This window comes from Azonexus sp. R2A61 (assembly GCF_021401135.1).
GTDB lineage: Bacteria > Pseudomonadota > Gammaproteobacteria > Burkholderiales > Rhodocyclaceae > Azonexus.
In genome coordinates this window covers 865,362-887,802 of record NZ_JACBFO010000002.1, presented here as the reverse complement: position 1 = coordinate 887,802, position 22,441 = coordinate 865,362, and the positions used below count along the sequence as shown (strand labels likewise).

23 protein-coding genes are annotated in these 22,441 nt (G+C 62.8%); 7 read left to right on the top strand and 16 right to left on the bottom strand.

What is annotated here, in order from left to right; genetic code table 11:
• Positions 1–26: 26 nt before the first annotated feature.
• The 9 genes from L0962_RS09295 to L0962_RS09255 all read right to left on the bottom strand — a co-directional run bounded on the left by L0962_RS09295 (position 27) and on the right by L0962_RS09255 (position 8,581).
• Complete coding sequence (locus L0962_RS09295) at positions 27–761, bottom strand: LrgB family protein (RefSeq protein WP_234086116.1); 735 nt, start codon at positions 759–761, stop codon at positions 27–29.
• Positions 758–1,111: a CidA/LrgA family protein gene (locus L0962_RS09290; protein ID WP_234086114.1), complete on the bottom strand. Its 354-nt coding sequence runs from the start codon at positions 1,109–1,111 to the stop codon at positions 758–760. Before L0962_RS09290 ends, L0962_RS09295 begins: the two co-directional genes overlap by 4 nt.
• Positions 1,112–1,211: 100 nt before the next feature.
• A complete protein-coding gene (locus L0962_RS09285) occupies positions 1,212–3,074 on the bottom strand; it encodes a GGDEF domain-containing protein (protein WP_234086113.1) in 1,863 nt (620 codons plus the stop codon).
• 243 nt (positions 3,075–3,317) lie between these two features.
• Positions 3,318–3,524 carry a hypothetical protein gene (locus L0962_RS09280; protein ID WP_234086109.1) on the bottom strand — a complete coding sequence of 69 codons (207 nt, stop codon included), beginning with the start codon at positions 3,522–3,524 and terminating at the stop codon, positions 3,318–3,320.
• Between the two features lie 253 nt (positions 3,525–3,777).
• On the bottom strand, positions 3,778–4,938 hold the full coding sequence (locus tag L0962_RS09275; RefSeq protein WP_234086108.1) for a metallophosphoesterase: 1,161 nt from the start codon (positions 4,936–4,938) through the stop codon (positions 3,778–3,780).
• 75 nt (positions 4,939–5,013) lie between these two features.
• Positions 5,014–5,388: a DUF3106 domain-containing protein gene (locus L0962_RS09270; protein ID WP_234086105.1), complete on the bottom strand. Its 375-nt coding sequence runs from the start codon at positions 5,386–5,388 to the stop codon at positions 5,014–5,016.
• Positions 5,389–5,402: 14 nt separating this feature from the next.
• Positions 5,403–5,954, bottom strand: a complete 552-nt coding sequence (locus L0962_RS09265; RefSeq protein ID WP_234086102.1) for an RNA polymerase sigma factor — start codon at positions 5,952–5,954, stop codon at positions 5,403–5,405.
• A gap of 289 nt (positions 5,955–6,243) precedes the next feature.
• Positions 6,244–7,842, bottom strand: a complete 1,599-nt coding sequence (gene aceB / locus L0962_RS09260; RefSeq protein WP_234086101.1) for a malate synthase A — start codon at positions 7,840–7,842, stop codon at positions 6,244–6,246.
• Positions 7,843–7,879: 37 nt separating this feature from the next.
• Complete coding sequence (locus tag L0962_RS09255) at positions 7,880–8,581, bottom strand: haloacid dehalogenase type II (protein ID WP_234086099.1); 702 nt, start codon at positions 8,579–8,581, stop codon at positions 7,880–7,882.
• A 77-nt stretch (positions 8,582–8,658) separates the two neighbouring features.
• Here L0962_RS09255 and L0962_RS09250 point away from each other — a divergent pair, with 77 nt between their 5' ends.
• Both L0962_RS09250 and L0962_RS09245 read left to right on the top strand, forming a co-directional pair.
• On the top strand, positions 8,659–9,561 hold the full coding sequence (locus L0962_RS09250) for a LysR family transcriptional regulator (protein WP_234086098.1): 903 nt from the start codon (positions 8,659–8,661) through the stop codon (positions 9,559–9,561).
• Between the two features lie 21 nt (positions 9,562–9,582).
• Complete coding sequence (locus L0962_RS09245; RefSeq protein ID WP_234086096.1) at positions 9,583–9,936, top strand: YbaN family protein; 354 nt, start codon at positions 9,583–9,585, stop codon at positions 9,934–9,936.
• Here the strand turns inward: L0962_RS09245 and L0962_RS18305 are convergent.
• Positions 9,899–11,107 carry a GGDEF domain-containing protein gene (locus L0962_RS18305; RefSeq protein WP_234086094.1) on the bottom strand — a complete coding sequence of 403 codons (1,209 nt, stop codon included), beginning with the start codon at positions 11,105–11,107 and terminating at the stop codon, positions 9,899–9,901. The genes L0962_RS09245 and L0962_RS18305 overlap by 38 nt on opposite strands.
• A 130-nt stretch (positions 11,108–11,237) precedes the next feature.
• On the bottom strand, positions 11,238–12,548 hold the full coding sequence (gene aceA, locus L0962_RS09235) for an isocitrate lyase (protein ID WP_234086092.1): 1,311 nt from the start codon (positions 12,546–12,548) through the stop codon (positions 11,238–11,240).
• Positions 12,549–12,848: 300 nt separating this feature from the next.
• Between aceA and L0962_RS09230 the strand changes: the two genes are divergently transcribed.
• Positions 12,849–14,645 (top strand): methyl-accepting chemotaxis protein, encoded by a 1,797-nt coding sequence (locus L0962_RS09230; protein ID WP_234086089.1) that lies wholly within the window; start codon positions 12,849–12,851, stop codon positions 14,643–14,645.
• Positions 14,646–14,699: 54 nt separating this feature from the next.
• Here the strand turns inward: L0962_RS09230 and rraA are convergent, their stop codons facing one another.
• The 3 genes from rraA to clpS form a co-directional block, all read right to left on the bottom strand.
• A complete protein-coding gene (gene rraA, locus L0962_RS09225) occupies positions 14,700–15,197 on the bottom strand; it encodes a ribonuclease E activity regulator RraA (protein ID WP_234086086.1) in 498 nt (165 codons plus the stop codon).
• A 63-nt stretch (positions 15,198–15,260) separates the two neighbouring features.
• Positions 15,261–17,519, bottom strand: a complete 2,259-nt coding sequence (clpA, locus tag L0962_RS09220) for an ATP-dependent Clp protease ATP-binding subunit ClpA (RefSeq protein WP_234086085.1) — start codon at positions 17,517–17,519, stop codon at positions 15,261–15,263.
• Positions 17,519–17,827 carry an ATP-dependent Clp protease adapter ClpS gene (gene clpS, locus L0962_RS09215; protein WP_234086083.1) on the bottom strand — a complete coding sequence of 103 codons (309 nt, stop codon included), beginning with the start codon at positions 17,825–17,827 and terminating at the stop codon, positions 17,519–17,521. The genes clpA and clpS overlap by 1 nt, the downstream gene beginning before the upstream one ends.
• A 269-nt stretch (positions 17,828–18,096) precedes the next feature.
• Here clpS and L0962_RS09210 point away from each other — a divergent pair, with 269 nt between their 5' ends.
• A complete protein-coding gene (locus L0962_RS09210; RefSeq protein WP_234086081.1) occupies positions 18,097–18,300 on the top strand; it encodes a cold-shock protein in 204 nt (67 codons plus the stop codon).
• Between the two features lie 122 nt (positions 18,301–18,422).
• Here L0962_RS09210 and moaC read toward each other — a convergent pair whose 3' ends face one another.
• Positions 18,423–18,905, bottom strand: coding sequence for a cyclic pyranopterin monophosphate synthase MoaC (gene moaC / locus L0962_RS09205; protein ID WP_367398020.1), 483 nt, complete (start codon positions 18,903–18,905; stop codon positions 18,423–18,425).
• Between the two features lie 66 nt (positions 18,906–18,971).
• Between moaC and L0962_RS09200 the strand changes: the two genes are divergently transcribed.
• Both L0962_RS09200 and L0962_RS09195 read left to right on the top strand, forming a co-directional pair.
• Positions 18,972–20,420 (top strand): M48 family metalloprotease, encoded by a 1,449-nt coding sequence (locus L0962_RS09200; RefSeq protein WP_234086080.1) that lies wholly within the window; start codon positions 18,972–18,974, stop codon positions 20,418–20,420.
• Positions 20,421–20,457: 37 nt separating this feature from the next.
• Positions 20,458–20,685: a sulfurtransferase TusA family protein gene (locus tag L0962_RS09195; protein WP_234086078.1), complete on the top strand. Its 228-nt coding sequence runs from the start codon at positions 20,458–20,460 to the stop codon at positions 20,683–20,685.
• On the opposite strand, the gene L0962_RS09190 is transcribed toward L0962_RS09195, so the two are convergent.
• Positions 20,667–20,870 carry a hypothetical protein gene (locus tag L0962_RS09190; RefSeq protein ID WP_234086077.1) on the bottom strand — a complete coding sequence of 68 codons (204 nt, stop codon included), beginning with the start codon at positions 20,868–20,870 and terminating at the stop codon, positions 20,667–20,669. The two genes, L0962_RS09195 and L0962_RS09190, sit on opposite strands and share 19 nt — an antisense overlap.
• Here L0962_RS09190 and pabB point away from each other — a divergent pair.
• Positions 20,772–22,433, top strand: coding sequence for an aminodeoxychorismate synthase component I (pabB, locus tag L0962_RS09185; RefSeq protein WP_367398022.1), 1,662 nt, complete (start codon positions 20,772–20,774; stop codon positions 22,431–22,433). The two genes, L0962_RS09190 and pabB, sit on opposite strands and share 99 nt — an antisense overlap.
• The last annotated feature ends 8 nt before the right edge of the window (positions 22,434–22,441 follow it).

Sequence of the window (22,441 nt, the reverse complement as noted above, 5' to 3'; positions counted from 1 at the left end):
TCGGGAGCGGCCATTGGGGCTTACCCTTAGCGGACCAGCAGCCAGCCGGCGATCACCGGCAGCAGCAAGGCGGTGAGCAGTCCGTTGAGCCCCATCGCCAGTGCCGCGAATGCGCCGCTTTGCTCGTTTTCCTGGAAGGCGCGCGCCGTGCCGATGCCGTGCGAGGCGACGCCCATGGCGAAGCCGCGGATCGCCTGGTCGCGTACCCGCATCAGGTCGAATACCTGGCGGCCGACGATGGCGCCGAGCACGCCGGTGAAAATCACCATGACTGCGGTCAACGACGGTAAACCGCCGATTCTTTCGGCAATGCCCATGGCGATCGGTGTGGTCACCGATTTGGGTGCCAGCGACGCCTGCGTGGCAACCGAGGCACCCAGCCAGCGGCCGACCAGCACGGCCGACACGATAGCGGTCAGGCTCCCGGCGAGCAGGCCGAGAATCACCGGCAGCAGCAGTCGGCGCACGCGCCGGAACTGGGCATAGAGCGGAACCGCCAGCGCAACGGTGGCCGGGCCGAGCAGGAAATGGACGAACTGGGCGCCGGAGAAATAGGTTTCGTAGCGGGTTCCGGTCAACCACAGGAAAACCCCGAGAATGGCCACGGCAATCAGCACCGGGTTGGCCGCCGGATGACGCTTGCAGCGGACATGCAGGGCGTGGGCGGCCTGGTAGGCGAGCAGAGTGAGGGTCAGCCCGAGCAGCGGCGACGCCGCGAGGTAGACCCAGATGGCGGAAAAGGGCTGGAACTGCAGGTTCATGATTCCTCCCTGGCGAAGTAGCGCTGGACCAGCACCATCACGCCGGCGGTGACCACCAGCGCGGCCAGCGTGCTGATCAGCAGCGATGCGGCGAGCGCTGGCCATTCGTCGCCGATCAGCGTCAGGTAGAGCACGATGCCGGTGCCGGCCGGAACGAACAGCAGCGACAGATGCTGGAGCAGCGTCTGGCAGGTCTGCTTCAGGTCGTCCGATGGCCCTTCGCTCAGCACGAGCCAGAGGAACAGCAGCACCAGTCCGATCACCGGGCCGGGCACGGGCAGGGCCAGCCAGTGGGCGATCAGTTCGCCGATCAACTGGCAGCTCAGCAGCAGGCTGAGGGAAGCAAGCATGAGGACATCCTCCGGAAAGAGGATGTCAGTTTATTGCAGCCTGGCAGTGTTGATAATCCGCCGTCGTGTCGATTGATCTTTTACTTTTTTGGCGTAATGCTCAGTAGTCCTTGCCGTCCGACCACATTTCGGTCGAGAAGCGGACCACCCGGTTACGCCCCTGTTCCTTGGCCTGGTAAAGCGCCACGTCGGCAAACTTGACGGCCTGCCAGAAGGTTTCGCTGTCGGTCGGAAAGTCGGAAATGCCGATCGAAATCGTCTTCTGCAGCACGATGCCGCCGATTTGCACCTTCAGGGCCTCGACGGCCTGACGAATGTTCTCGGCGATCCGCTCGGCGTGCTCGCCGGAACTGTCGAGCAACACGATCAGGAACTCTTCGCCGCCGTAACGGATCACCAGGTCGGAAGCGCGTACCGACTGCTTGAGCACGTTGGACAGCGCTTTCAGCACGGCATCGCCGGCATCGTGCCCGTGCGTGTCGTTGACCATCTTGAAGTAGTCGAGGTCGAGCATCATGATTGCCGCGTGCGAGCGTTTGCGCTGTACGCCGGCGACCAGCGTTTCGACGTATTCCTCGAGGAAGCGGCGGTTGTTCAGGCCGGTCATCGGATCGCGCAGCGTCGAATCGCGCAGGCTTTCCATCAGTCGCTTGGTTTCGAGCACCGGCGCGGTCTCGCGCAGGTAGACGTTGATCAGCGGCACCTTGGCCTGCAATGCCTCCTGTTCGGCCGGGCGGGTCAGCAATTGCACGACGCTGCCGACCGAGCCGGACTGGATGATCGGGAAGCAGACATGGCGGCGGGCGCCCGCGTCGGCCGGCGGTGCGAAGGCGTAACAGATTTCCGGATTCTCGACGCCGTCGACCAGATGGCCGGTACGCCGAACGCGGCAGGCTTCCGGGCGGACCAGGATTTCCGGCGAGCACCAGCGGCAGCCGTCGGCCTCTTCGCCGTCGACGATGATGCTGAGCATCTGTTTCTTGTTGGCGCTGATCTCGTACAGCGAGAATTCGCGGAGATCGAACTCCTGTTGCAGCGTGCGCGACAGGCGCTGGTAGATCTCGGACTTCGATTCGTCCTCTTCGATGGCCTGCTTGAAGTGAGCCGCCTTGGTCAGCCCGTCGACCATGTCGATGGTTGCGGTCAGGCGGTTTTCTCCCGGGGTCGGCGTGCGGTCGGTGAGTCGGGCGACGCTGTCGCCGATCCGGTTCAGACCGTCGTCGAGGAAGGTCAGCAGACGGTTCATGTCGGTCGCGATCTGGCCGATCTCGTCGTTTGTGCGTTTTTCGACATGCGCCCGGAAATCGCCGGCCAGGGCACGCTGGACGGCCATCTCCACGTTGACTGCGGTTTCCGAGACCGGGCGCAGCAGCCGGCGCGACAGCAGGACCAGCAGCAACGCGAAGACGGTGACTGCGCCGACGATGCCGGCGACGGTGAGCAGTGCCTTCTGCTTCAGCGCGTCGATCGACATGCTCATGCTTACCGCGCCGAGCACGGTACCTTCCGGCACATGATGGCATTGCAGGCAGTTCGGGCTGCCGGTGGACGTGGCGATATAGGGAATGGTGCCGCGGAAGATCGATTCGTCGCCCTCGTCGATGACTTCGAAATAGGACTTGCCTTCGGCCAGTACCCGGCGTTCCAGCTCGTCGGCTGCCGACTCCATGCGCAAGCCTTCGCCGAACTGCTTCTTGACGTCTTCCGAGCGGAACACGCGGGCGGAGCGCAGCCCCTTGACCTCGACCAGTCGCGACAGGAAGCTCTCGCGCTTGTCGATGACGCCGTTGATCATCGATTCAGTCAGATGGACACGGACGATTTCAGCTGCCGTACGGATATGCTCGGTGGCCGAGGCAATCGAAAAACTGCGGAAGGCATACAGGCTGATCGCGATCAGCACGGCCAGCAAGGTGGCGGCGATACCGGCAAAGAACAGGGTGACCTTGGTGTTCAGATTCACGGCTCTTGTCTCCTCTCCCCGAGAGAACCATTGTTATGTGTGGGGGCAATTATGTCCCTACGGGGATGGAAATCAAGCCAGAGCGCGGAAAATACCGTTCAAACGTCAAATTTGACCCGAGAACTGGGGTTTTTGGTGATTTTTTCCGATAAAAGCCTATACATCAGACACTTGAAAAAAAGCGATTGCTAATTTTCAATGTCGAAGGCATGCCTGTCATGCCGGGGCAGGCGCCGTTGTCGGTCAGCGTTCGTGGTGTTCGCCATCGCTGCCGGATTCGCTCGGCGGTGGCACGGCCGGGGCGCCGATGGTGACGCCGATCAGTAGCAGCAGCATCAGCCCCAGGCTGGTGGCGAAGATCTCGAAGCTGTCGAGCCCGATGCCCAATGTGGCCGGCAATACGGCGAGGCCGCAGGCGAAGAATTCGGTGAGTTTGGTCCAGCGGTCCATGGCGATTCTCCTGTCGTGATTGCGACATGACGTGGGTGAGTGTTTGTTGCGGTGCACAAAACGTGCCGGAAAAACACCCGTTTGACGGCCGCCTGCGGCGAACCGCGGCAGGCCGTCGTTGGCGGAGAGAACGCGCTGGTGCGTGGTGCCGGTGCTTGGCAACAAGTGCCGAATGGTGCATTGCGAACCATTGCGGTGCATCGGCCCTTCAGCGATTTTTGCGGTTTTTTGCCGTCGACCGCAGGCGGCCGCTTCAGGCCGGCCGCAGGTGCAGGACGGTGATTTCGGACGGGGCGCCGAAGCGTTTGGGCGGTCCCCAGTAGCCAGTGCCGCGGCTGGTATAGACGGTCAGCCGGCCGAGCTTGTGCAGGCCGGCGGTGAAGGGCTGTTGCAAGGGGACGAAGAAATTCCACGGCCAGAATTGGCCGCCGTGCGTGTGTCCGGACAACTGCAGATCGGCGCCGGCGGCCGCCGCAGCGTTTGCCGAACGCGGCTGGTGGGCGAGCAGCAGCCGCGGCAATCCGGCCGGGCTGCCGGCCAGGGCCGCAGCCGGATCGCTGGCCTGGGCGGGGTCGAAGGCGCCGGCGTTGTAGTCCGTGACGCCAGCAACGACCAGGCGCGCGCCGTCGTGGTCGATGACGACATGCCGGTTGTGCAGGCCGTGCAGCCCGAGGCGGTCGAACTCGGCCAGCCAGGCCGCCGCACCGGCATAGTATTCGTGGTTGCCGGTGACCAGATAGCTGCCGTGGCGGCTGCGCAGTCCGGCCAGCGGGGCGACGTCTCCGCGCAACTGCTCGACGCTGCCGTCGACCGTGTCGCCGGTGATGGCGACCAGGTCGGCAGCGAGGCGGTTGACGCGGTCGACGATGGCCTGCACGTAGTCGCGTTTGATCGTCGGCCCGACGTGGATGTCGCTGAGCTGGACGATACGAAAGCCGTGCAGGCCCGGCGGCAAGCCGGCCAACGGCACGTCGACGTGCACCACGCGGGCGACGCGGCGGGCATTGACGAAGCCGATGGCAGTCGCCAGCAGCGCCAGCACAAAGACGGCGAGCGCGGTCGGGCGGTCCTGCGCCGGATCGCTTATCGCCAGGCTGGCGAGATCGCGCAGCACGGTGAGGACCAGGACCGACGAGAACAGACCCATGGCCAGGCCGCCGAGGCCGCTCAGGCGGTCGGCCAGCGCCTGGCGCTGGCCGAGAAAGCGTCCGAGCAAGCCGAGCGGCACGAGCACGGCGGAGAGTGTGAGTCCGGCGGTGGCGACTGCCAGTGTTGCCGGGCCGAGATCGAGCGGCAGCAGCAGTCGCCAGCCGATGTAGGCGTGCAGCGCGGCGATGATCGGCAGGATGCGCCAGAGGGCACGGCGGATGCGTTGGGGCAGGACCGCCGGCGGCGTCGGGGGCGTGGTGGGCATGTGCAGTTTTGGCTGAGGGCGGAGAATCTGCCGGCGGTCGGGAAGGCGATTTCCCGGCCGCCGGTGGCTCGGTGCTTACGCGGCGGGTGAATCGCCGTTGCCCTTCTTGTCGTCAGTACTTGCCGACGTGTCGCAGCAGCGGTGCCAGCGGCTGTGGAAGCGGCCGCGCAATTGTTCGCGCTCCTCCGCGCTGAGTTTCTCCCAATGCGCGTGCCGGTCGTGCCAGCGGTGGTGGCCGCCGCGCAGACCGCCGAAGAGGATGCGGCTGAGGATCAGCACGCCCAGCGCCTGCCAGTAGCCGATGGGCGAGACGCCGATGAACAGGTCGGGCAGCAGGGCGTTCCAGAGGTACATGACGATCCAGGTGACAGCGGCGATGCCGGCAATGACCAGCAGGCCGATCTTGAGGCCGTGCTTGACGCAGCCGGCGGTACGGGAAGTGCATTTCATCGGGGTTTCCTCATTCAGGGGTGAGTGTCGTAGAGTGGACGCAGGCGTTCACGCAGATGCAGGACGGCCTGGCGTTTCCAGCCGAGCAGGGTGTTCAGCGGCACGCCGCTGGCCGTTGCCAGCTCCTTGAAGCTGCGGCCATCGATTTCGTGGGCGATGAAGGTGTCGCGCGGCCCCGCCGGCAATTCGTCGAGGCCGGCGGCCATGGTGTCGAGCCACAGGCGGCGCAGATGGGCGGCTTCCGGGCCGCCGTCCGCCGCTGGCAGGGCATCGTCCAGCCAGCGCGCTTCGGCGTCGTCATCGTGCGGGTTGGCGACTGCCGCCAGCGGTACTTCGCGCTGCTTGCGGAAGCGGTCGACGATGCGGTTGCGGGCGACGCGGAACAGCCAGGCGCCGACCTGCTCGATCGGTTCGGGCAGCCGCCAGGCTTCGACCAGGTCGAAGAAAACGTCCTGAAGGATGTCTTCCGCCTCGCCCGGGTCGGCGACGCGCTGGCGGATGAAACGCCCCAGCCGGCCGCTCTCGCGGGCGATGGTCTCGGTCAGGTGGCGATTGCGATCGGCCATGGGCAGGGGCGTCTCAGCGGGCGTCGGCAGGGAAAACGTGGTGTCCATGCCAGGGTAGACGGCGGAGACGGGAAAATATTGTGGGGTGGCAAAAATAATTCGTCAGAGCCATGCCGGAAAGCGGGGCTTGGGGGAGCGGCATCTTTGTCGATGCTTCGGCAGGCGGCCGTGTGCCGGTGACCATCACGCATGGCGGGAGTGCGGAATTTGGGCTTTTTTGAGGGGACCGCAAACGTCAAAAAAAACGCCGGGTTGCCCCGGCGTTTGGTCTCTCTCCACTTCGTTTTTATCAGGCCATCGCCTCGTAGAGCGGCAGCGTCAGGAATTCCGGGTAGTCCGGGGTCAGGCTCATGCGGTCGAAGATTTCAGCGGCCTGGTCGTAGGTCGCGGTGTCTTCGCCTTGCGCCGTCACGGTGGCCTTCACCTTGGCCAGTTCCTCGGCAATCATCGGGCGGACCATTTCAACGGTGACCTTGCGGCCGTCGTCGAGGATGCCCTTCGGCGAAACCACCCACTGCCAGACTTGCGAGCGGCTGATTTCGGCGGTGGCGGCGTCTTCCATCAGGTTGTGGATGGGCACGCAGCCGTTGCCGGCCAGCCAGGAACCGAGGTAGTGGATGCCGACGTTGATGTTGTTGCGCAGGCCGGCTTCGGTGATCGGGGTGGTCGGCTGGAAGTCGAGCCACTGGGCCGGGCCGAAGTTGCCGGAAACCTGCTTCTCGAACTGGTTCGGGCGGTCGCCGAGGACCTTGACGAACTCTTCCATGGCGATCGGCACCAGGCCCGGGTGGGCCACCCAGCCGCCGTCGAAGCCGTCGTTGGCGTCACGGGTCTTGTCGTGGCGGATGCCGGCCAGGGCCTTTTCGTTGGCCACCGGGTCGTTCTTGATCGGGATCAGGGCCGACATGCCGCCCATCGCCGGGGCGCCGCGCTTGTGGCAGGCCTGGACGAGGGCCAGGGCGTAGCCGCGCATGAAGGGCACTTCCATGGTGATGGCGCCGCGCTGGGCCAGGCAGAAGTCCTTGTTCTTCTTGAACTTCTTGATGCAGGAGAAGATGTAGTCCCAGCGGCCGGCATTCAGCCCGGCGGAGTGATTGCGCAGTTCGTACAGGATTTCTTCCATCTCGAAGGTGGCGAGGATGGTCTCGACCAGCACGGTGGCCTTGATGGTGCCTTGCGGCAGGCCGACGTGGTCCTGGGCCATCACGAAGATGTCGTTCCACAGGCGGGCTTCGAGGTGGCTTTCCATCTTCGGCAGGTAGTAGAACGGGCCGGCGCCGCGGGCGATCTGTTCCTTGGCGTTGTGGAAGAAGACCAGAGCGAAGTCGAAAATGCCGCCGGAAACGCGTTGACCGTCAACCAGCACGTGCTTTTCGTCGAGGTGCCAGCCGCGCGGACGGATCTGCAGGGTGGCGATCTTGTCGTTGAGCTTGTATTCCTTGCCGGCTTCGTTCTTGAACGACAGTTCGCGGCGGATCGCCTTGTACAGGTTCACCTGGCCCTGGATCTGGTTTTCCCAGTTCGGGCTGTTGGAGTCCTCGAAGTCGGTCATGTAGGAGTCAGCACCCGAGTTGAAGGCGTTGATGATCATCTTGGCTTCGACCGGGCCGGTGATTTCGACGCGGCGGCATTGCAGCGCGGCCGGCACCGGCGCGACCTTCCAGTCGCCGTTGCGGATGTGCGCGGTTTCCGGCAGGAAGTCCGGCATTTCGCCGGCATCGATGCGCGCCTGGCGCTCGACGCGGGCCTTGAGCAGTTCCTGGCGGCGGGCTTCGAAGGCGCGGTGCAGCTTGGCGACGAATTCGAGCGCTTCGGTGCTGAGGATGGATTCCCATTCGGGCTTGATCGGGGCGGTGATTTGCACGCCGGCGGGCAGTTGGATGCTCATGAGTTTTCCTCTACGTTGGTTTATGGTGAATGGCGGATTAACCGTGCAGGCCGCGCACATGGGCCAGCACGTCGGAAAGGAGCCGGCCGCTGGCGTGCGGCGCGACGTCGAGTTGTTCGGGCGGCTGGCCGTTGCGGTTGACCCAGAAGGTCTGGAAGCCGAACCAGGTCGCTGCGCAGGCGTCCCAGGCATTGGCCGAGACGAACAGGATTTCGTTTTTCGGCAGGGCGAAGGCGTCGACCGCAAGTTGGTATACCTCGGGGGCAGTCTTGAATTTCTGCACCGTGTCGGCCGACAGGATGTGCGCGAACAGATGGTTCATGCCGTTGAACTTGACGGCGATGTCGAGCATCGGCTGCGTGCCGTTGGACAGGATGGCCAGCGGCATGTCCATCGCCACCAGCGTTTCCAGGGTCGCCTGGTTTTCCGGAAAGGGGCGCAGGCAGGCGTACTGGTTCATCAGATGTTGGCGCTGGCTGTCGTTCATCGGCAGTTCGAGCTGGGCGGCAGCGAAAATCAGCGCATCGCGGGTCAGCTCCCAGAAGGTCTTGAAACGTCCGCTCATCGTCCGGATGCGCGTGTATTCCACCTGCTTGTGCCGCCACAGGACGGTGAGCGCCTTGCCCTGACTGGGGAAATATTCCTCGGCCAGCGCTTCCATGCAATAGACGTCGAACAGCGTGGCGTACGCGTCGAAGGCAATCGCTTTGATCGGCGGCAGGGGGGATGGATTCGTCATGGTTGGCAAGTTTATTGTTACTTGATTGATAGGATAAGTGGCAAAATCAGCGTTGCTTCTTTTACTTCAGGTATCAAATGGACGCCTTCAAGCAGATATCCGCTTTCGTCAATGTGGCTACTCGCGGTTCGTTGTCGGCGGCAGCCCGGGCGGAGGGCGTCACGCCGGCGATCATCGGGCGTCGGCTCGATGCGCTTGAGTCCCGCCTGGCCGTGCGTTTGATGATCCGCACGACGCGCAAGCTGACGCTGACTTTCGAAGGCCAGGCGTTTCTTGAGGATTGCCAGAAGCTGCTGACCGATCTGGCCAACGCCGAAGCGGCGGTGTCGCTGGGTAGCGTGCGGGCCAGCGGCCAGTTGCGCGTGTCGGCGCCGGCCGGTTTCGGGCGCCAGCACGTGGCGCCGCTGGTCGGTGAGTTCATGAAGGCGAATCCCGAGGTGCGCGTCAATCTGGACCTTTCGGATCGCCTGGTCGATCTGATCAACGAGAACATCGACTGCGCCATCCGGATCGGCGAGTTGACCGATTCCAGCCTGGTCAGCGTCCGTCTCGGCGAAATGCGGCGGATGGTTGTGGCCAGCCCGGCCTACCTGGTGGCACACGGCGTGCCGCGCACGCCGGCCGACCTCGCCGGCCATAACTGTTTGTCGCTCGGTCAGCAGCGCGGTTGGGTGTTTCGCGATCCGGACAGCACCACGGTCGAAACGGTGAAGGTGAGCGGTAACTTCGAGTGCAACGACGGCGCTGTCTTGCATGAATGGGCGCTGGCCGGCCGTGGGCTGGCCTGGCGCTCGCTGTGGGAGGTCGGTCGCGATCTCAAGGAAGGGCGCCTGACCTCGGTGCTCGATGCCTGGCAGGCACCGCCGATGGGTATCTATGCGGTGTTTCCGCAACGTCGTCACCTGCCGTTGCGGGTGCGGTTGTTCATCGATCTGCTCAAGGACAATTACGGCCGTCCGAGTTACTGGGAATTGCGCTGACGCGGTCGACGGGGAAAAACGATGAAAAAGCCGGTTTACCGCATCCTTGGCGTGCTGTCGGTGTTGCTCGGGGCGATCGGCGCGGTGCTGCCGCTGTTGCCGACGACGCCCTTCCTGATCCTGGCCGCCTTTTTCTTCGCCCGTTCGCATCCGGCATGGGAGGCCCGCCTGTTGGCGCATCCGCGCATCGGACCGGCCATCGTCGCCTGGCGCGAACATCGGGCGATTCCGCGGGCGGCGAAACTGGCGGCCAGCGCGATGCTGGCAATCAGTGTCGTCGGCGGCGGGTATTCGTTGCCGGGAAACTGGGCCTATCTGCCGCTGCTCGTTGCCTGCGTTACGCTGACGTGGATGTGGTCGCGACCGGATCGCTAGGGGCCAGCGGTTCGCAACGGCCATCGGCCCAGACGACGCGGTCGCGGCCGGCATCCTTGGCGGCGTACATCCGTTCGTCGGCTCGCTTGAGCAGGATCTCATAGGCGCTGTTCGGCTCGCCGCTGTTGGCGATGCCGATCGATGCCGTCAGCGGGGTGCCGTCCGGACGTAATCCGAAGCCGGTCGCGCGCAGACGCCGCAACAACGTGGCGGCGTTTTCCGGCGGTGTGTCGGGCAGGGCGACGACGAATTCCTCTCCTCCCCAACGGATCAGGACATCGCTGCGCCGCAGCCCGGCCCTCAGGCAGTCGGCAAACTGGCGCAGGCACTGGTCGCCGGCTTCGTGGCCGAAATTGTCGTTGATGCTCTTGAAGCGATCGAGGTCGATGAAAGCCAGCGTCAGCGGCTTGCCGGCCATCTGGTTCAGGCGGTACAGCAGCTGGATCGCTTCCTCGCCGGATTGCCGCGTGTAGGCGGCGGTCAGCGGGTCGTGCAGGGCACGCACGACGAGCGTGGTCATGTAATGGCACTGACTCATGCACGAGAACATCGCCACGCCGAGCATCATCAGCATGAACCACAATGCGCCGCCGTGCTGGGCCAGCGACAGCGGCGGTTCGGCCAGCGACAGCGAGTAGCTGCCGAGGATCAGGACCGGCAGCGACAGCAGCAGACTTTCCAGTGCGGTCAGCGGAAAGATCGCCAGTCCGCCCAGGACGACGGTCGGCAGGTAGGCGTAGAGCTGGGTGAAGGCCTTTTCAAGCGGCGTCTGGGCCGCTGCATTCAGCGTCCCGAGCGACATCAGGTGAAACAGCGAAGGCACCAGCAACAGCAAGGCCAGATTGCCCATCGCCCGGCCGTAACCGCGGTCGCTCGATGGCGGCCTGGGCCAGGCCAGAACAAGGAAGATCGCGGCGGAGGCAAAGCGCAGCGCGGTCAGGTAACGGGCCGTGGCCGGATCGAAAACCAGCCAGTCCACAATGGCGGCGAGCGGCACCAGTACCGCGAACAGCGCCGCGATCAACTGGACCCGCGCCTGGATGACACTGGCTGCATGGCGTTGCAGATCGTCGGAGCGGCCGCGCGGCGACAATAAATCGAGCAGCACCGCGCCGTTCAATTGCGACGGCGCGAGGATGTGTTCTGAAATGCGGTGCCAGAGCCTGTTCACGTGATTTCCAGCCGGAGGCTCGGATTTTAGCGTTGCTTGCGGTCGACCGCAGGAAAAATAAAAAAACCGGCCCCTTGTGAGGGCCGGTCGAATGCCGCCGGGTAGGCGGCAGGGATGCCTAAATCGTTGCTTAGTGGAACTGTTCTTCTTCGGTCGAACCGGTCAGGGCCTTCACGGAGGAAGAGCCACCCTGGATCACGGTGGTGACGTCGTCGAAGTAACCGGTGCCGACTTCCTGCTGGTGCGAGACGAAGGTGTAGCCATCTTCGCGAGCGGCGAATTCCGGTTCCTGAACCATGTTCACATAGTGCTTCATGCCTTCGCCGCCGGCGTAGGCCTTGGCGAACTTGAAGGTGTTGTACCAATTGACGTGGATGCCGGCCAGCGTGATGAACTGGTACTTGTAGCCCAGCGCCGACAGTTCTTCCTGGAAGGAGGCGATCTGCGAGTCGTTGAGGTTCTTCTTCCAGTTGAAGGACGGCGAGCAGTTGTAGGACAGCAGCTTGCCCGGGCAGGCGGCCAGCACGGCTTGGGCGAATTCGCGGGCGAAGCCGATATCGGGCACGCCGGTTTCGCACCAGACCAGGTCGGCGTACGGAGCGTAGGCGACGCCGCGGGAGATCGACTGTTCCAGACCGTTCTTGACGCGGAAGAAGCCTTCCTGGGTGCGCTCGCCGGTCAGGAACGGCTTGTCGTTCTCGTCGTAGTCGGAGGTGATCAGGTTGGCGGCTTCGGCATCGGTACGGGCCAGGATCAGCGTCGGCACGCCCATGACGTCGGCGGCGAAACGCGCGGAGATCAGCTTTTCGACCGCTTCGCGGGTCGGCACGAGGACCTTGCCACCCATGTGGCCGCACTTCTTGGCGGCAGCCAGCTGGTCTTCGAAGTGCACACCGGCGGCGCCGGCGGCGATCATGTTCTTCATCAGTTCGAAGGCGTTCAGCACGCCGCCGAAACCGGCTTCAGCGTCGGCGACGATCGGCAGGAAGTAGTCGATGAATTCCTTGTCGCCCGGATTGACGCCACGCGACCACTGGATTTCGTCGGCACGCTTGAAGGTGTTGTTGATGCGGCGAACCATGGTCGGCACGGAGTCGTAGGCATACAGCGACTGGTCCGGGTACATGGTTTCGGAGGTGTTGCCGTCGGCGGCGACTTGCCAGCCGGACAGATACACGGCTTCCAGGCCGGCCTTGGCCTGTTGCATGGCTTGACCGGCGGTGATCGCGCCGAAAGCATTCACGTAGCCCTTCTTGGCGCCGCCGTTGACCTTGTCCCACAGAACCTTGGCACCGCGCTGGGCCAGGGTGTATTCCGGCTGCAGGGAGCCGCGCAGACGGACGACGTCAGCAGCGGAGTAGCCGCGCTTGACGTTCTTCCAACGGGGGTTTTCGGCCCAGTCTTTTTCCAGGGCGGCGATTTGCTGTTCGCGAGTGCTCATGTGAATTCCTCAGGGTTGGGTTGAGATCAGGCTTTGGGCGCCCCCGGTTGAGTGCAGTGGGGCGATGACTGAAGTATAGAAGGATTTTTGCAGGGCAACAATAGTCTTATATAAGACATAAGACTTTATTTTTTTCAAAATATTCATGGCTTTATTGTTTGGTTTTCACGATATGAAATATTGTTTGCTACGGTGAAATGCGCTGCAGCAATTTTCGGACGAAATGGATCTTGTTTGAAACTTGACGTTGCGTCGTGGGGAGTGTTGAATTCGGTAAATTTGAACATTTTGGTGATCTGAATGGAATTATTCAGGCGGCTTTACGACTGGAACGAACGGACTTTCTGGAATTCGCTGACCAAGAAGCTGATGAGCTTCCTGTTGCTGTTCGTCATCGATCTCGGCTATCTGGGTGTCTACGTGCATCAGAAGCGACTGGTGTCGGAAGAGATCGCCCGTGCGGGGACCAGCAGCGAGGTCTTGCAGCACATTCTGGAGAGCATGGACCAGGGGCTGATCGTCATGGTCACGCTGACCATGATCGCGCTGTGCTGGAATCTGCTGCAGATCATGTACATCCGCTATCTGATCCTGCGGCCGATCCGGATGATTTCGACGATCTTCGATGAAATCGGTCGTGGCGAAGGCGATTTCTCGCGCAACCTGCCGACCATCACGCACGATGAGCTGCGTACGCTGGCCGAGGCCTACAACCGTTTCGCCGACAAGATGCGCGAGATCATCAGCGAAGTGCGCAAGATGAGTGTGAACATCGCCCGTGAAGCGGTGGTGGTCAAGAAAACGGTATCGGCGACGGCCGGACGGGCAAGCCGCCAGGGTGAAATTGCCAATTCGGTGTTCGGTGCCAGTACCGAGGCGGTGCAGGCGATCCAGGAGGTGTCGAGTTCGACTGAACTGATTTCTCACTCGACGGACGCCAACCTGGCGACGGCGCGCAACTCGCTTGAAGAAATGCACGAAATCGTCAGCAAGGTGCAGGTGGTCAGCACCAAGCTCAGCCAGTTCAACGACACCGTCGGCCACCTTGCCCAGCGCTCGGACAGCATCAAGCAGATCGCCGGATTGATCCGGGAGATCGCCGACCAGACCAACCTGCTGGCGCTGAATGCGGCGATCGAGGCGGCTCGTGCCGGTGAGATGGGCCGGGGCTTCGCGGTCGTCGCCGACGAGGTCCGCAAACTGGCCGAACGGGTTAACGTCGCCACCCAGGAAATCACCGTCAATATCGGCGGCATGATCGATCTGGTGCGCGAGACGCAGCGCGAGAACGATCTGATCAACGCCGATATCCGGACCACGCGCGAAGTCGTCGAACGTTCGTCCGGCGAATTCCAGCGCATGGTCGGCGATTTCGAGCGAACCGGCGACCAGCTCAACCAGATCGCGACGGCCATGGAAGAACTGACGGCAACCAACGCCCAGGTGCATGATTCGGTCCGTCAGGTGCATGACCTGTCGGACGAGGTGGCGGGCAGCATGAAAGAGTCCGAACAGACGACGCAGTTGCTCAGTCAGGCGACGGAAAGCGTTCAGGAGCTAGTGTCGCGCTTCAAGATCGGCCGTGGTGCCTTCGACTTCAACGTCGATCAGGCGCGCCGCTTCCGCGATGCGATCCAGGACAAGTTGCGGGAGTTGGCCAAGTCGGGCGTCGACGTCTGGGATCGCAACTACCGGGCGCTGCCGGGAACCAATCCCCAGAAATACGAAGTGGGTTACTGCCGCGTCTTCGAACAGCAGGTCCAGCCGCTGCTTGAAAATGCGCTGGGCGGGTTGAAAGGCGGGGTTTACGCGCTGATCGTCGATAGCAATGCCTACGGCGCGATCCACAACCTGAAGTTCTCGCAGGCGCTGACCGGCAATTACCAGGCCGACCTGGTCGGCAACCGCACTCGGCGCATCTGGGACGATGCGACCGGGCTGCGCGGTGCCAAGAACGCGCAGCCCCTGCTGGTTCAGACCTATGCCCGGGATACCGGTGAAATCCTTTCGGAAATCAATATGCCGATCATGCTGGAAGGTCGCCACTGGGGCACGGTGCGTGTCGGCTGCGAGAGCTCGGTACTGCTCGAAGGCTGATCCTGCGGTCGACGATGGAAAAACAGGAAAAACCGGGGCGATCCCCGGTTTTTTTCATGCCTGGGTCAGCGCTTTAGCCGAGACCAGCACGCCGTCCTCGTCGGCATACAGCCATTCCCCGGGATGGAAGGTGACACCACCGAAAGTCAGGGCCAGGTTGCGGTCGCCGATGCCTTTCTTGACGGTCTTCTGCGGATGCGTGTTCAGTGCGCGGACACCGATGTCGATCCCGTTGATGTCGCCCGAGTCGCGGATGCAGCCGTAGACAACAACGCCTTCCCAGCCGTTCTTGTGGGCCAGGATGGCCAGCTGATCGCCAACCAGCGCGCAGCGCAACGAGCCGCCACCGTCGATGACCAGCACCTTGCCGTGACCCGGCTCATTGAAAATCTCGCGGACCAGCGTGTTGTCCTCGAAAATCTTCAGCGTGACGATTTCGCCGCAAAAAGCCGTACGGCCACCGTAGCGCTGAAACATCGGAGCGACGACGCGCACCGTCTTGCCCAGCTCGGCCTCGAATTCGTCGCACAGGTCGGGGGTCTTGAAGCTCATGCTTGTCTCCGGAAATAAAAAAGCCGTGCAATCTTGCACGGCTTTTTGACCGGAAGGCAATCGTCAGACGGTGGCTTCGCTTTTTTCCTCGGCGAAGTCGAGCTGGATTTTTCCTTCCTTGTCGAGGTCGACCGTGACATGCCCGCCGTTGGCCAGACGGCCGAACAGCAGCTCGTCGGCCAGCGCCGAGCGGATCGTGTCCTGGATCAGGCGAGCCATCGGCCGGGCTCCCATCAAGGGATCGAAGCCGCGTTCGGCGAGCATTTCCTTGACGGCATCCGTGAAGTGGGCATCGACCTTCTTCTCGTGCAACTGTTCTTCCAGCTGCATCAGGAACTTGTCGACGACCCGCAGGATGATCTCGTGATCCAGCGCACGGAAGGAGATGATCGCATCCAGCCGGTTGCGGAATTCCGGCGTGAACAGGCGCTTGATCTCCTGCATCTCGTCGCCGATTTCCTTGCTCGACGTGAAGCCCATGCTCGACTTCTGCAGTTCCGCCGCGCCGGCGTTGCTGGTCATGATCAGCACGACGTTGCGGAAATCCGCCTTGCGTCCGTTGTTGTCGGTCAGCGTGCCGTGGTCCATCACCTGCAGCAGGATGTTGAAGATGTCCGGGTGCGCCTTCTCGATTTCGTCGAGCAGCAGCACGCTGTATGGCTTCTTGGTGACCGCCTCGGTCAGCAGGCCGCCCTGGTCGAAACCGACGTAGCCCGGCGGGGCGCCGATCAGCCGGGAGACGGCGTGGCGTTCCATGTACTCGGACATGTCGAAGCGGATCAGTTCGACCCCCATGCAATAGGCCAGTTGCTTGGCGACTTCGGTCTTGCCGACCCCGGTCGGACCGGAGAACAGGAAGGAACCGATCGGCTTGCCCGGATTGCCGAGACCGGAGCGCGCCATCTTGATCGCCTTGGCCAGTGCATCGATCGCCTTGTCCTGACCGAAGACGGTCGCCTTCAGGTCGCGGTCGAGGTTCTTCAGTGCGCTGCGATCGTCCATCGTCACGTGTTGCGACGGGATGCGGGCGATCTTGGCGACGATTTCCTCGATATCGGTCTTGCCGATGGTCTTCTTCTGCTTCGACTTGGGCAGGATGCGCTGTGCCGCACCGGCTTCGTCGATCACATCGATTGCCTTGTCCGGCAGATGGCGGTCGGTGATGTAGCGCGACGACAGTTCGACGGCCGACGAGATCGCCGTCGCCGAATACTTGATGCCGTGGTGGGCCTCGAAGCGCGCCTTCAGGCCCTTGAGGATTTCGATGGTCTCGGCGACCGACGGTTCGACCACATCGACCTTCTGGAAGCGCCGCGACAGTGCACTGTCCTTCTCGAAGATGCCGCGGAATTCGGTGTAGGTCGTGGCACCGATGCACTTCAGTTGGCCGGAAGAGAGTGCCGGCTTGAGCAGGTTGGAGGCATCGAGCGTACCGCCCGAGGCCGAGCCGGCCCCGATCAGCGTATGGATTTCGTCGATGAACAGGACCGCATGCGGATTGTCCTGCAGCGCTTTCAAGACACCCTTCAGGCGTTGCTCGAAGTCGCCCCGGTACTTGGTGCCGGCGAGCAGGGCACCCATGTCCAGCGAATAGACGTTGGCCTGGGCGAGCACTTCCGGCACCTCGCCCTCGACCACGCGGCGGGCCAGGCCTTCGGCGATGGCCGTCTTGCCAACGCCGGCCTCGCCGACCAGCAACGGATTGTTTTTGCGTCGGCGGCAGAGAATCTGGATCACGCGTTCCAGTTCCTTGTCGCGGCCGATCAGCGGGTCGATCTTGTTCTGCAACGCCAGGGCGTTCAGGTTGATGGTGTATTGCTCAAGCGGTCCGGCATCGGCCTTTTCGGTCTCGCTATCGACCTCGCTTTCCGGCACCGCCTTCTGCTGCGGCACCTTGCTGATGCCGTGCGACACGAAATTGACCACGTCCAGCCGCGTGACGCCCTGCTTTTGCAGGAAATACACCGCGTGCGAATCCTTCTCGCCGTAAATCGCGATCAGCACGTTGGCGCCGTTGACTTCCTTCTTGCCCGACGACTGCACGTGCAGGATGGCCCGCTGGATGACGCGCTGGAAGCCGAGGGTCGGCTGCGTGTCGATGTCGTCCTCGCCGGAAACCGTCGGCGTGTGTTCGGTGATGAAATTGTTCAGATCCTTACGCAGCGTGTCGGTTTTCGCACCACAGGCATGCAGGGCTTCGGCCGCGGAGGGATTGTCGATCAATGCCAGCAGCAGATGTTCGACGGTAATGAACTCGTGGCGTTTTTGACGCGCCTCGACGAAGGCCATGTGCAGGCTGACTTCGAGTTCCTGGGCAATCATCAGTTTTCCTCCATGATGCAGGCGAGCGGGTGTTGGTTCTGGCGGGCGAAAGCAATGACCTGTTCAACCTTCGTTGCTGCGATGTCGCGGGGATAAACCCCACAGACGCCACGGCCTTCGTTGTGAACTTTGAGCATGATTCGCGTCGCTTGTTCAGTGTCCAACGAAAAAAAACGCTGCAGAACGGTGATGACGAAATCCATCGGTGTGTAATCGTCGTTCAGCAACACCACCTTGTACATCCGTGGCGGCGCCGGCTTGCTGCGCAAAGCCTCTAGCTGTCCGCCTTCCTGAATCTTCGTAGCCATGCGTCCGATTCTTATACAGTCCTTTCCAATCTGCAACCGGGGTTACGGGAGTGACTGCGACAAATTCATTGATTGCCTAGCAATTCCCTTGCCCGAGGATTTTGCGCTGCATCAACCAAACCTGTTGACGTCATCATTCAACAGGCGTAGAAAGCGTCTTTGTTTGGCTTCAAGCTGTATCGAGGTTGCCGGGGGCGCCGCGTTATTGAGCTCAAACAGGGAGTCGGGGAGACCCGGAAGTTCATTCGTTTTGTAGGAAAGTAGCAAACATGGCAATCGGTACCGTCAAGTGGTTCAACGACGCAAAAGGTTTTGGTTTCATCACGCCGGATGATGGCAGTGAAGATCTCTTCGCCCATTTCTCCGCGATCAACATGAACGGCTTCAAGACCCTCAAGGAAGGCGAGAAGGTTTCCTTCGAAGTCGTCCAGGGCCCGAAAGGCAAACAGGCTTCGAATATCCAGCGCGCCTGATTCGCTGCCGTTCAGGAACATGCAAAGCCCGCTCCGGCGGGCTTTTTTATTGTCTGTAGTGACTTCGAAATGATGCGTGCTGGTGCGTCTGCACCGATTTCGGGCATCGTGCCGCCGACAGGTCAGTCGGCGATCCAGTGCCCCGACTTGCCGCCCTTCTTTTCGATCAGACGCACGCCTTCGATGCGCATTCCCCGATCGACGGCCTTGCACATGTCGTAGATGGTCAGCAGGCCGACGGAAACCGCTATCAGCGCTTCCATCTCGATACCGGTGCGCCCAAAGCATTCGGCGGTGACCGAGCAGTGGACGGCGCTGTCGGTGTCGTCGATGGCGAATTCGGCGGCGACGCGGGTCAGACCGATCGGATGGCACAGCGGGATCAGGTCGCCGGTGCGCTTGGCCGCCTGAATCGCGGCAATGCGGGCGATACCGAGAACATCGCCTTTCTTGGCCGAGCCGTCGCGAATCAGGGCCAGCGTTTCCGGCTGCATGCGGATGGTACCGGCGGCACGGGCGATACGGGCGGTTTCCGGTTTGTTGCCGACATCCACCATGTGGGCCTGGCCGGTGGCGTCGAAATGGGTCAAGGGGGAATCGGTCACGATGACTTGCTTTCGGTTACAAAGCGCCGGCTGGACCGTCGCGCGGGATGGAATATCATAGCACCCATGGCTTTTTCCCGACGTCTCGCCGCCTTGCTTCTGGCTTCCCTGCTCGCCGCGAGCAGTGTGTCGGCCCACGAATTGCCTGAACTGGGCGACGTGGCGGCGGAGGATCTGCCGATTGCGGCGGAGAAGCGTATCGGCCAGCAGATCATGCATGAGATTCGCTGGCGCGAGGCGGCTTATCTCGACGATCCCGACGTCGAGTTCTACCTGAATCAGCTGGGCAATCGGCTGGCGTCGTTCAGTGCCGATCCCGGCTTCGGATTCCAGTTCTTTGCCATTGCCGATCCCAGCATCAACGCTTTCGCGATGCCTGGCGGCTATATCGGTGTGCACACCGGGTTGATTCTGGCGGCACAGAGCGAGTCGGAGCTGGCCGGTGTGCTGGCCCATGAAATCTCGCATGTGACCCAGCGCCATATCGCGCGCCAGATCTATCAGTCGAAAAAGGTCAGCATTGCGTCGATGGTGGCGATGGGCTTGGCCTTGCTGGCAGCCCGCTCCAACGGCCAGGTGGCAACGGCGGCCATCGCCACTAGCCAGGCCGGTGCGCTGTCGGCGCAACTGGCGTTTTCCCGGGATTACGAGCGGGAGGCCGATCGTCTCGGGTTCGACACCTTGTCCAAGGCCGGTTTCGACGAACGCGGCATGGCGCAATTCTTCGAGCGACTGCAGCAGTCCGCGCGCCTGTACGAGAGCAGCGCGACAGCTTATTTGCGGACTCACCCGTTGAGCGGCGAGCGCATGTCGGACATGCAGAACCGGGAACGCGCGCTGCCGTACCGGCAGATTGCCGACAGCCTGGACTTCCAGTTGGTGCGGGCCCGATTGCGGGCAAACCAGGGCTTGCCGGCGGAGGCGATCAAGGACTTCAGCCAATTGCTGCAGGCGCGCAAGTTCAGCAATGAGGTGGTTGTCCGTTACGGGCTGGCGCAGGCCTTTTTCCGGGCGCGCGACTGGGCGGCGGCGGCGCGCGAGATCGATGCTGCGCGTGCCATGCACCAGCCATCGGCGATGCTGGAACGGCTGGCGGCGCAGATCCGCCTGGCCAACGGCCAGGGCGTCGAGGCCTTGCGCATCTATCGCGAAGCGATGCAGCGCTACCCGCAGAACACTGCGCTGATCTACGGTTACGGCGATGCCCTGGGCGAGTTGAGGCGCTACGACGAAACCTTGCGTTTCGCCGAGGAGCAGTTACTGGCCAATCCGCAGGATGTGCGGCTGCACAAGTTGCGGGCGCTGGCCTATGCCGGCCAGGGACGGCAGGCGATGCAGCATCGTGCACTGGCCGAGGTGTTCGCCTTGCAGGGCCAGACGCAAGGGGCGATCGGCCAGCTTGAACTGGCGCAGAAGGCCGGTGACGCCAATTTTTACGAGATGTCGTCGATCGACGCGCGTTTGCGCGAACTCAAGTTGCAGCGTGTCGAAGAAATGAAGGCGCAGCGCAATTGAGGGTAGAATCGCGGCACTGTGTTTTGTGAATACGACCATGGAATTTGATCGCGACCTCGACGTCAAGGGGCTGAACTGTCCGTTGCCCATCCTGCGTACCAAGAAGACGCTGGCCGATATGGAATCCGGTCAGGTGCTGCGCGTGCAGGCGACCGATCCGGGTTCCCTCAAGGATTTCCCCGCCTTCGCCAAGCAGACCGGCAACGAGCTGGTCGATCAGCGCGAGGTGAACAATGTCTTCGAGTTTTACCTGAAGCGCAAATAAACCCCGATTTCGTCGCTTTCCTTGAAGATCGGCGGGCGCCGCAAGGCGAACCCGCCGCTTGGCTTTTCAGCGGCCTTTTTTCCTGTATCGAGGTCGTCGACCGCAGCAGCTTCGATGCCGCGCTGGCCGAGCTGACGGCGCGTCCGGCCTGGACTGTCGTTGCCCTCGACTACGAGCTCGGTCATCTGCTGGAACCGAAATCGGCGCCGTCCCAGTGGTCGCCGGGTGAGCGCCCACTCGCGCGTTTCTGGCGCTTTGCCGACTGTCGACGCTTGACGGTACCGGAGGCCGAAGCGTGGCTGAGCCGCCAGCGTCCCGGCCGGGCGGCCGGCGTCGGCGGCCTTTGCTCGTCGCGCGACGAAAAAACCTATCTTGCTGCGGTCGACCGCATCAAGGCGTGGATTTCGGCCGGTGACTGTTATCAGGTCAATTTCACGTTCCCGCTGGATTGCCGGGTTTTCGGCCACCCGCTCGACCTGTACGCGGCGCTGCGCGAACGTCAGCCGGCCGGCTACGGCGGTTTTGTCGGCGATGGCCGGAGTGCCGTCGTTTCGCTGTCGCCGGAACTGTTCGTCGAGCGACGGGCCGGTCGTCTGCGTACCCGACCGATGAAAGGCACCGCACCGCTTGCCGCGCCGTTGGCGCAACTGCGCGACTCGCCCAAGGACCGGGCGGAAAACCTGATGATCGTCGATCTGTTGCGCAACGATCTCGGACGCATCGCCACACCGGGCAGCGTGCGTGTCGAGCGCCTGTTCGACGTCGAGGATTACCCGACGGTGCGCCAGATGGTCTCGGAAATTTCGGCGATGGCGCCCGATGCGAGTTTCGGCGACATCCTGGAGGCGCTGTTTCCCTGCGGTTCGATCACCGGTGCGCCGAAAATCCGCGCGATGCAGATCATCGGCGAACTGGAGAACGCGCCGCGCGGCTTGTATACCGGTGCCCTCGGCTGGCTGGCGCCGGACGGCGATTTCCGGCTCAACGTGGCGATTCGCACGCTGGAGATCGCGGCCGGCGGGCGTGGGCGGGTCGGCGTCGGCAGCGGCATCGTCGCCGATTCCGATCCGGCGGCGGAATGGCAGGAGTGCGCCCTGAAACTGGCGTTCCTGCGCGATCTCGATCCCGGCATCAAGCTGATCGAAACCTTGCGCCGCGACAACGGCGTCTATCCGATGTGGGCGGGACATTACGCACGGCTCAAGCGTTCCGCCGCCTGGCTGGGATTCCCGATCGACGAGCAAGGCTTGTTCCGCGCACTGGCAGCGCAACCGGTCGCCGGAACCTGGCGCGTGCGTCTGACGCTGGACAAGGCCGGGCGGATCGAGGTGGCGGCCTTTCCGCTTGAAGCGGCGGCGCCGAACGAGCGACTGGCGGTACTGGCCGAGGTACGGATCGACGCCGACGATCCGCTGCGTCGGCACAAAACCACGGAGCGGGCCGAATACGATGCGGCGCTCGCCGGCTTGCCGGCCGACGGGGCGGTGTTCGATGCGGTTTTCCTCAACCGGCGCGGCGAAGTTGCCGAAGGCGCACGCAGCAATGTTTTTGTCGAGCGCGACGGCTACTTGCTGACACCGCCGCTGAGCAGCGGCGCCTTGCCCGGCGTGTTGCGCGACAGCCTGCTGGCGCAGGGCAAGGCCAGGGAGGCCGTGCTGTATCCGGCCGATCTGAGCGACGGTTTCTGGCTGGGCAATGCCTTGCGCGGCTTGATCCGCGTTCGCCTGCGGTCGACCGGCGAAATTTAGCGATTTCC

What these genes read in the sequence shown, in the direction of transcription:
- L0962_RS09255 (WP_234086099.1), bottom strand. Translation starts at nt 8,581, where the DNA reads ATGACGAATCCATCCCCCCTGCCGCCGATCAAAGCGATTGCCTTCGAC.
- L0962_RS09250 (WP_234086098.1), top strand. Translation starts at nt 8,659, where the DNA reads ATGGACGCCTTCAAGCAGATATCCGCTTTCGTCAATGTGGCTACTCGC.
- aceB (WP_234086101.1), bottom strand. Translation starts at nt 7,842, where the DNA reads ATGAGCATCCAACTGCCCGCCGGCGTGCAAATCACCGCCCCGATCAAG.
- L0962_RS09270 (WP_234086105.1), bottom strand. Translation starts at nt 5,388, where the DNA reads ATGAAATGCACTTCCCGTACCGCCGGCTGCGTCAAGCACGGCCTCAAG.
- L0962_RS09280 (WP_234086109.1), bottom strand. Translation starts at nt 3,524, where the DNA reads ATGGACCGCTGGACCAAACTCACCGAATTCTTCGCCTGCGGCCTCGCC.
- L0962_RS09290 (WP_234086114.1), bottom strand. Translation starts at nt 1,111, where the DNA reads ATGCTTGCTTCCCTCAGCCTGCTGCTGAGCTGCCAGTTGATCGGCGAA.
- L0962_RS09200 (WP_234086080.1), top strand. Translation starts at nt 18,972, where the DNA reads ATGGCTTTTTCCCGACGTCTCGCCGCCTTGCTTCTGGCTTCCCTGCTC.
- clpS (WP_234086083.1), bottom strand. Translation starts at nt 17,827, where the DNA reads ATGGCTACGAAGATTCAGGAAGGCGGACAGCTAGAGGCTTTGCGCAGC.
- L0962_RS09210 (WP_234086081.1), top strand. Translation starts at nt 18,097, where the DNA reads ATGGCAATCGGTACCGTCAAGTGGTTCAACGACGCAAAAGGTTTTGGT.
- aceA (WP_234086092.1), bottom strand. Translation starts at nt 12,548, where the DNA reads ATGAGCACTCGCGAACAGCAAATCGCCGCCCTGGAAAAAGACTGGGCC.
- L0962_RS09275 (WP_234086108.1), bottom strand. Translation starts at nt 4,938, where the DNA reads ATGCCCACCACGCCCCCGACGCCGCCGGCGGTCCTGCCCCAACGCATC.
- L0962_RS09190 (WP_234086077.1), bottom strand. Translation starts at nt 20,870, where the DNA reads ATGACCGAGCTCGTAGTCGAGGGCAACGACAGTCCAGGCCGGACGCGC.
- L0962_RS09245 (WP_234086096.1), top strand. Translation starts at nt 9,583, where the DNA reads ATGAAAAAGCCGGTTTACCGCATCCTTGGCGTGCTGTCGGTGTTGCTC.
- L0962_RS09265 (WP_234086102.1), bottom strand. Translation starts at nt 5,954, where the DNA reads ATGGCCGATCGCAATCGCCACCTGACCGAGACCATCGCCCGCGAGAGC.
- clpA (WP_234086085.1), bottom strand. Translation starts at nt 17,519, where the DNA reads ATGATTGCCCAGGAACTCGAAGTCAGCCTGCACATGGCCTTCGTCGAG.
- rraA (WP_234086086.1), bottom strand. Translation starts at nt 15,197, where the DNA reads ATGAGCTTCAAGACCCCCGACCTGTGCGACGAATTCGAGGCCGAGCTG.
- L0962_RS09295 (WP_234086116.1), bottom strand. Translation starts at nt 761, where the DNA reads ATGAACCTGCAGTTCCAGCCCTTTTCCGCCATCTGGGTCTACCTCGCG.
- L0962_RS09195 (WP_234086078.1), top strand. Translation starts at nt 20,458, where the DNA reads ATGGAATTTGATCGCGACCTCGACGTCAAGGGGCTGAACTGTCCGTTG.
- L0962_RS09230 (WP_234086089.1), top strand. Translation starts at nt 12,849, where the DNA reads ATGGAATTATTCAGGCGGCTTTACGACTGGAACGAACGGACTTTCTGG.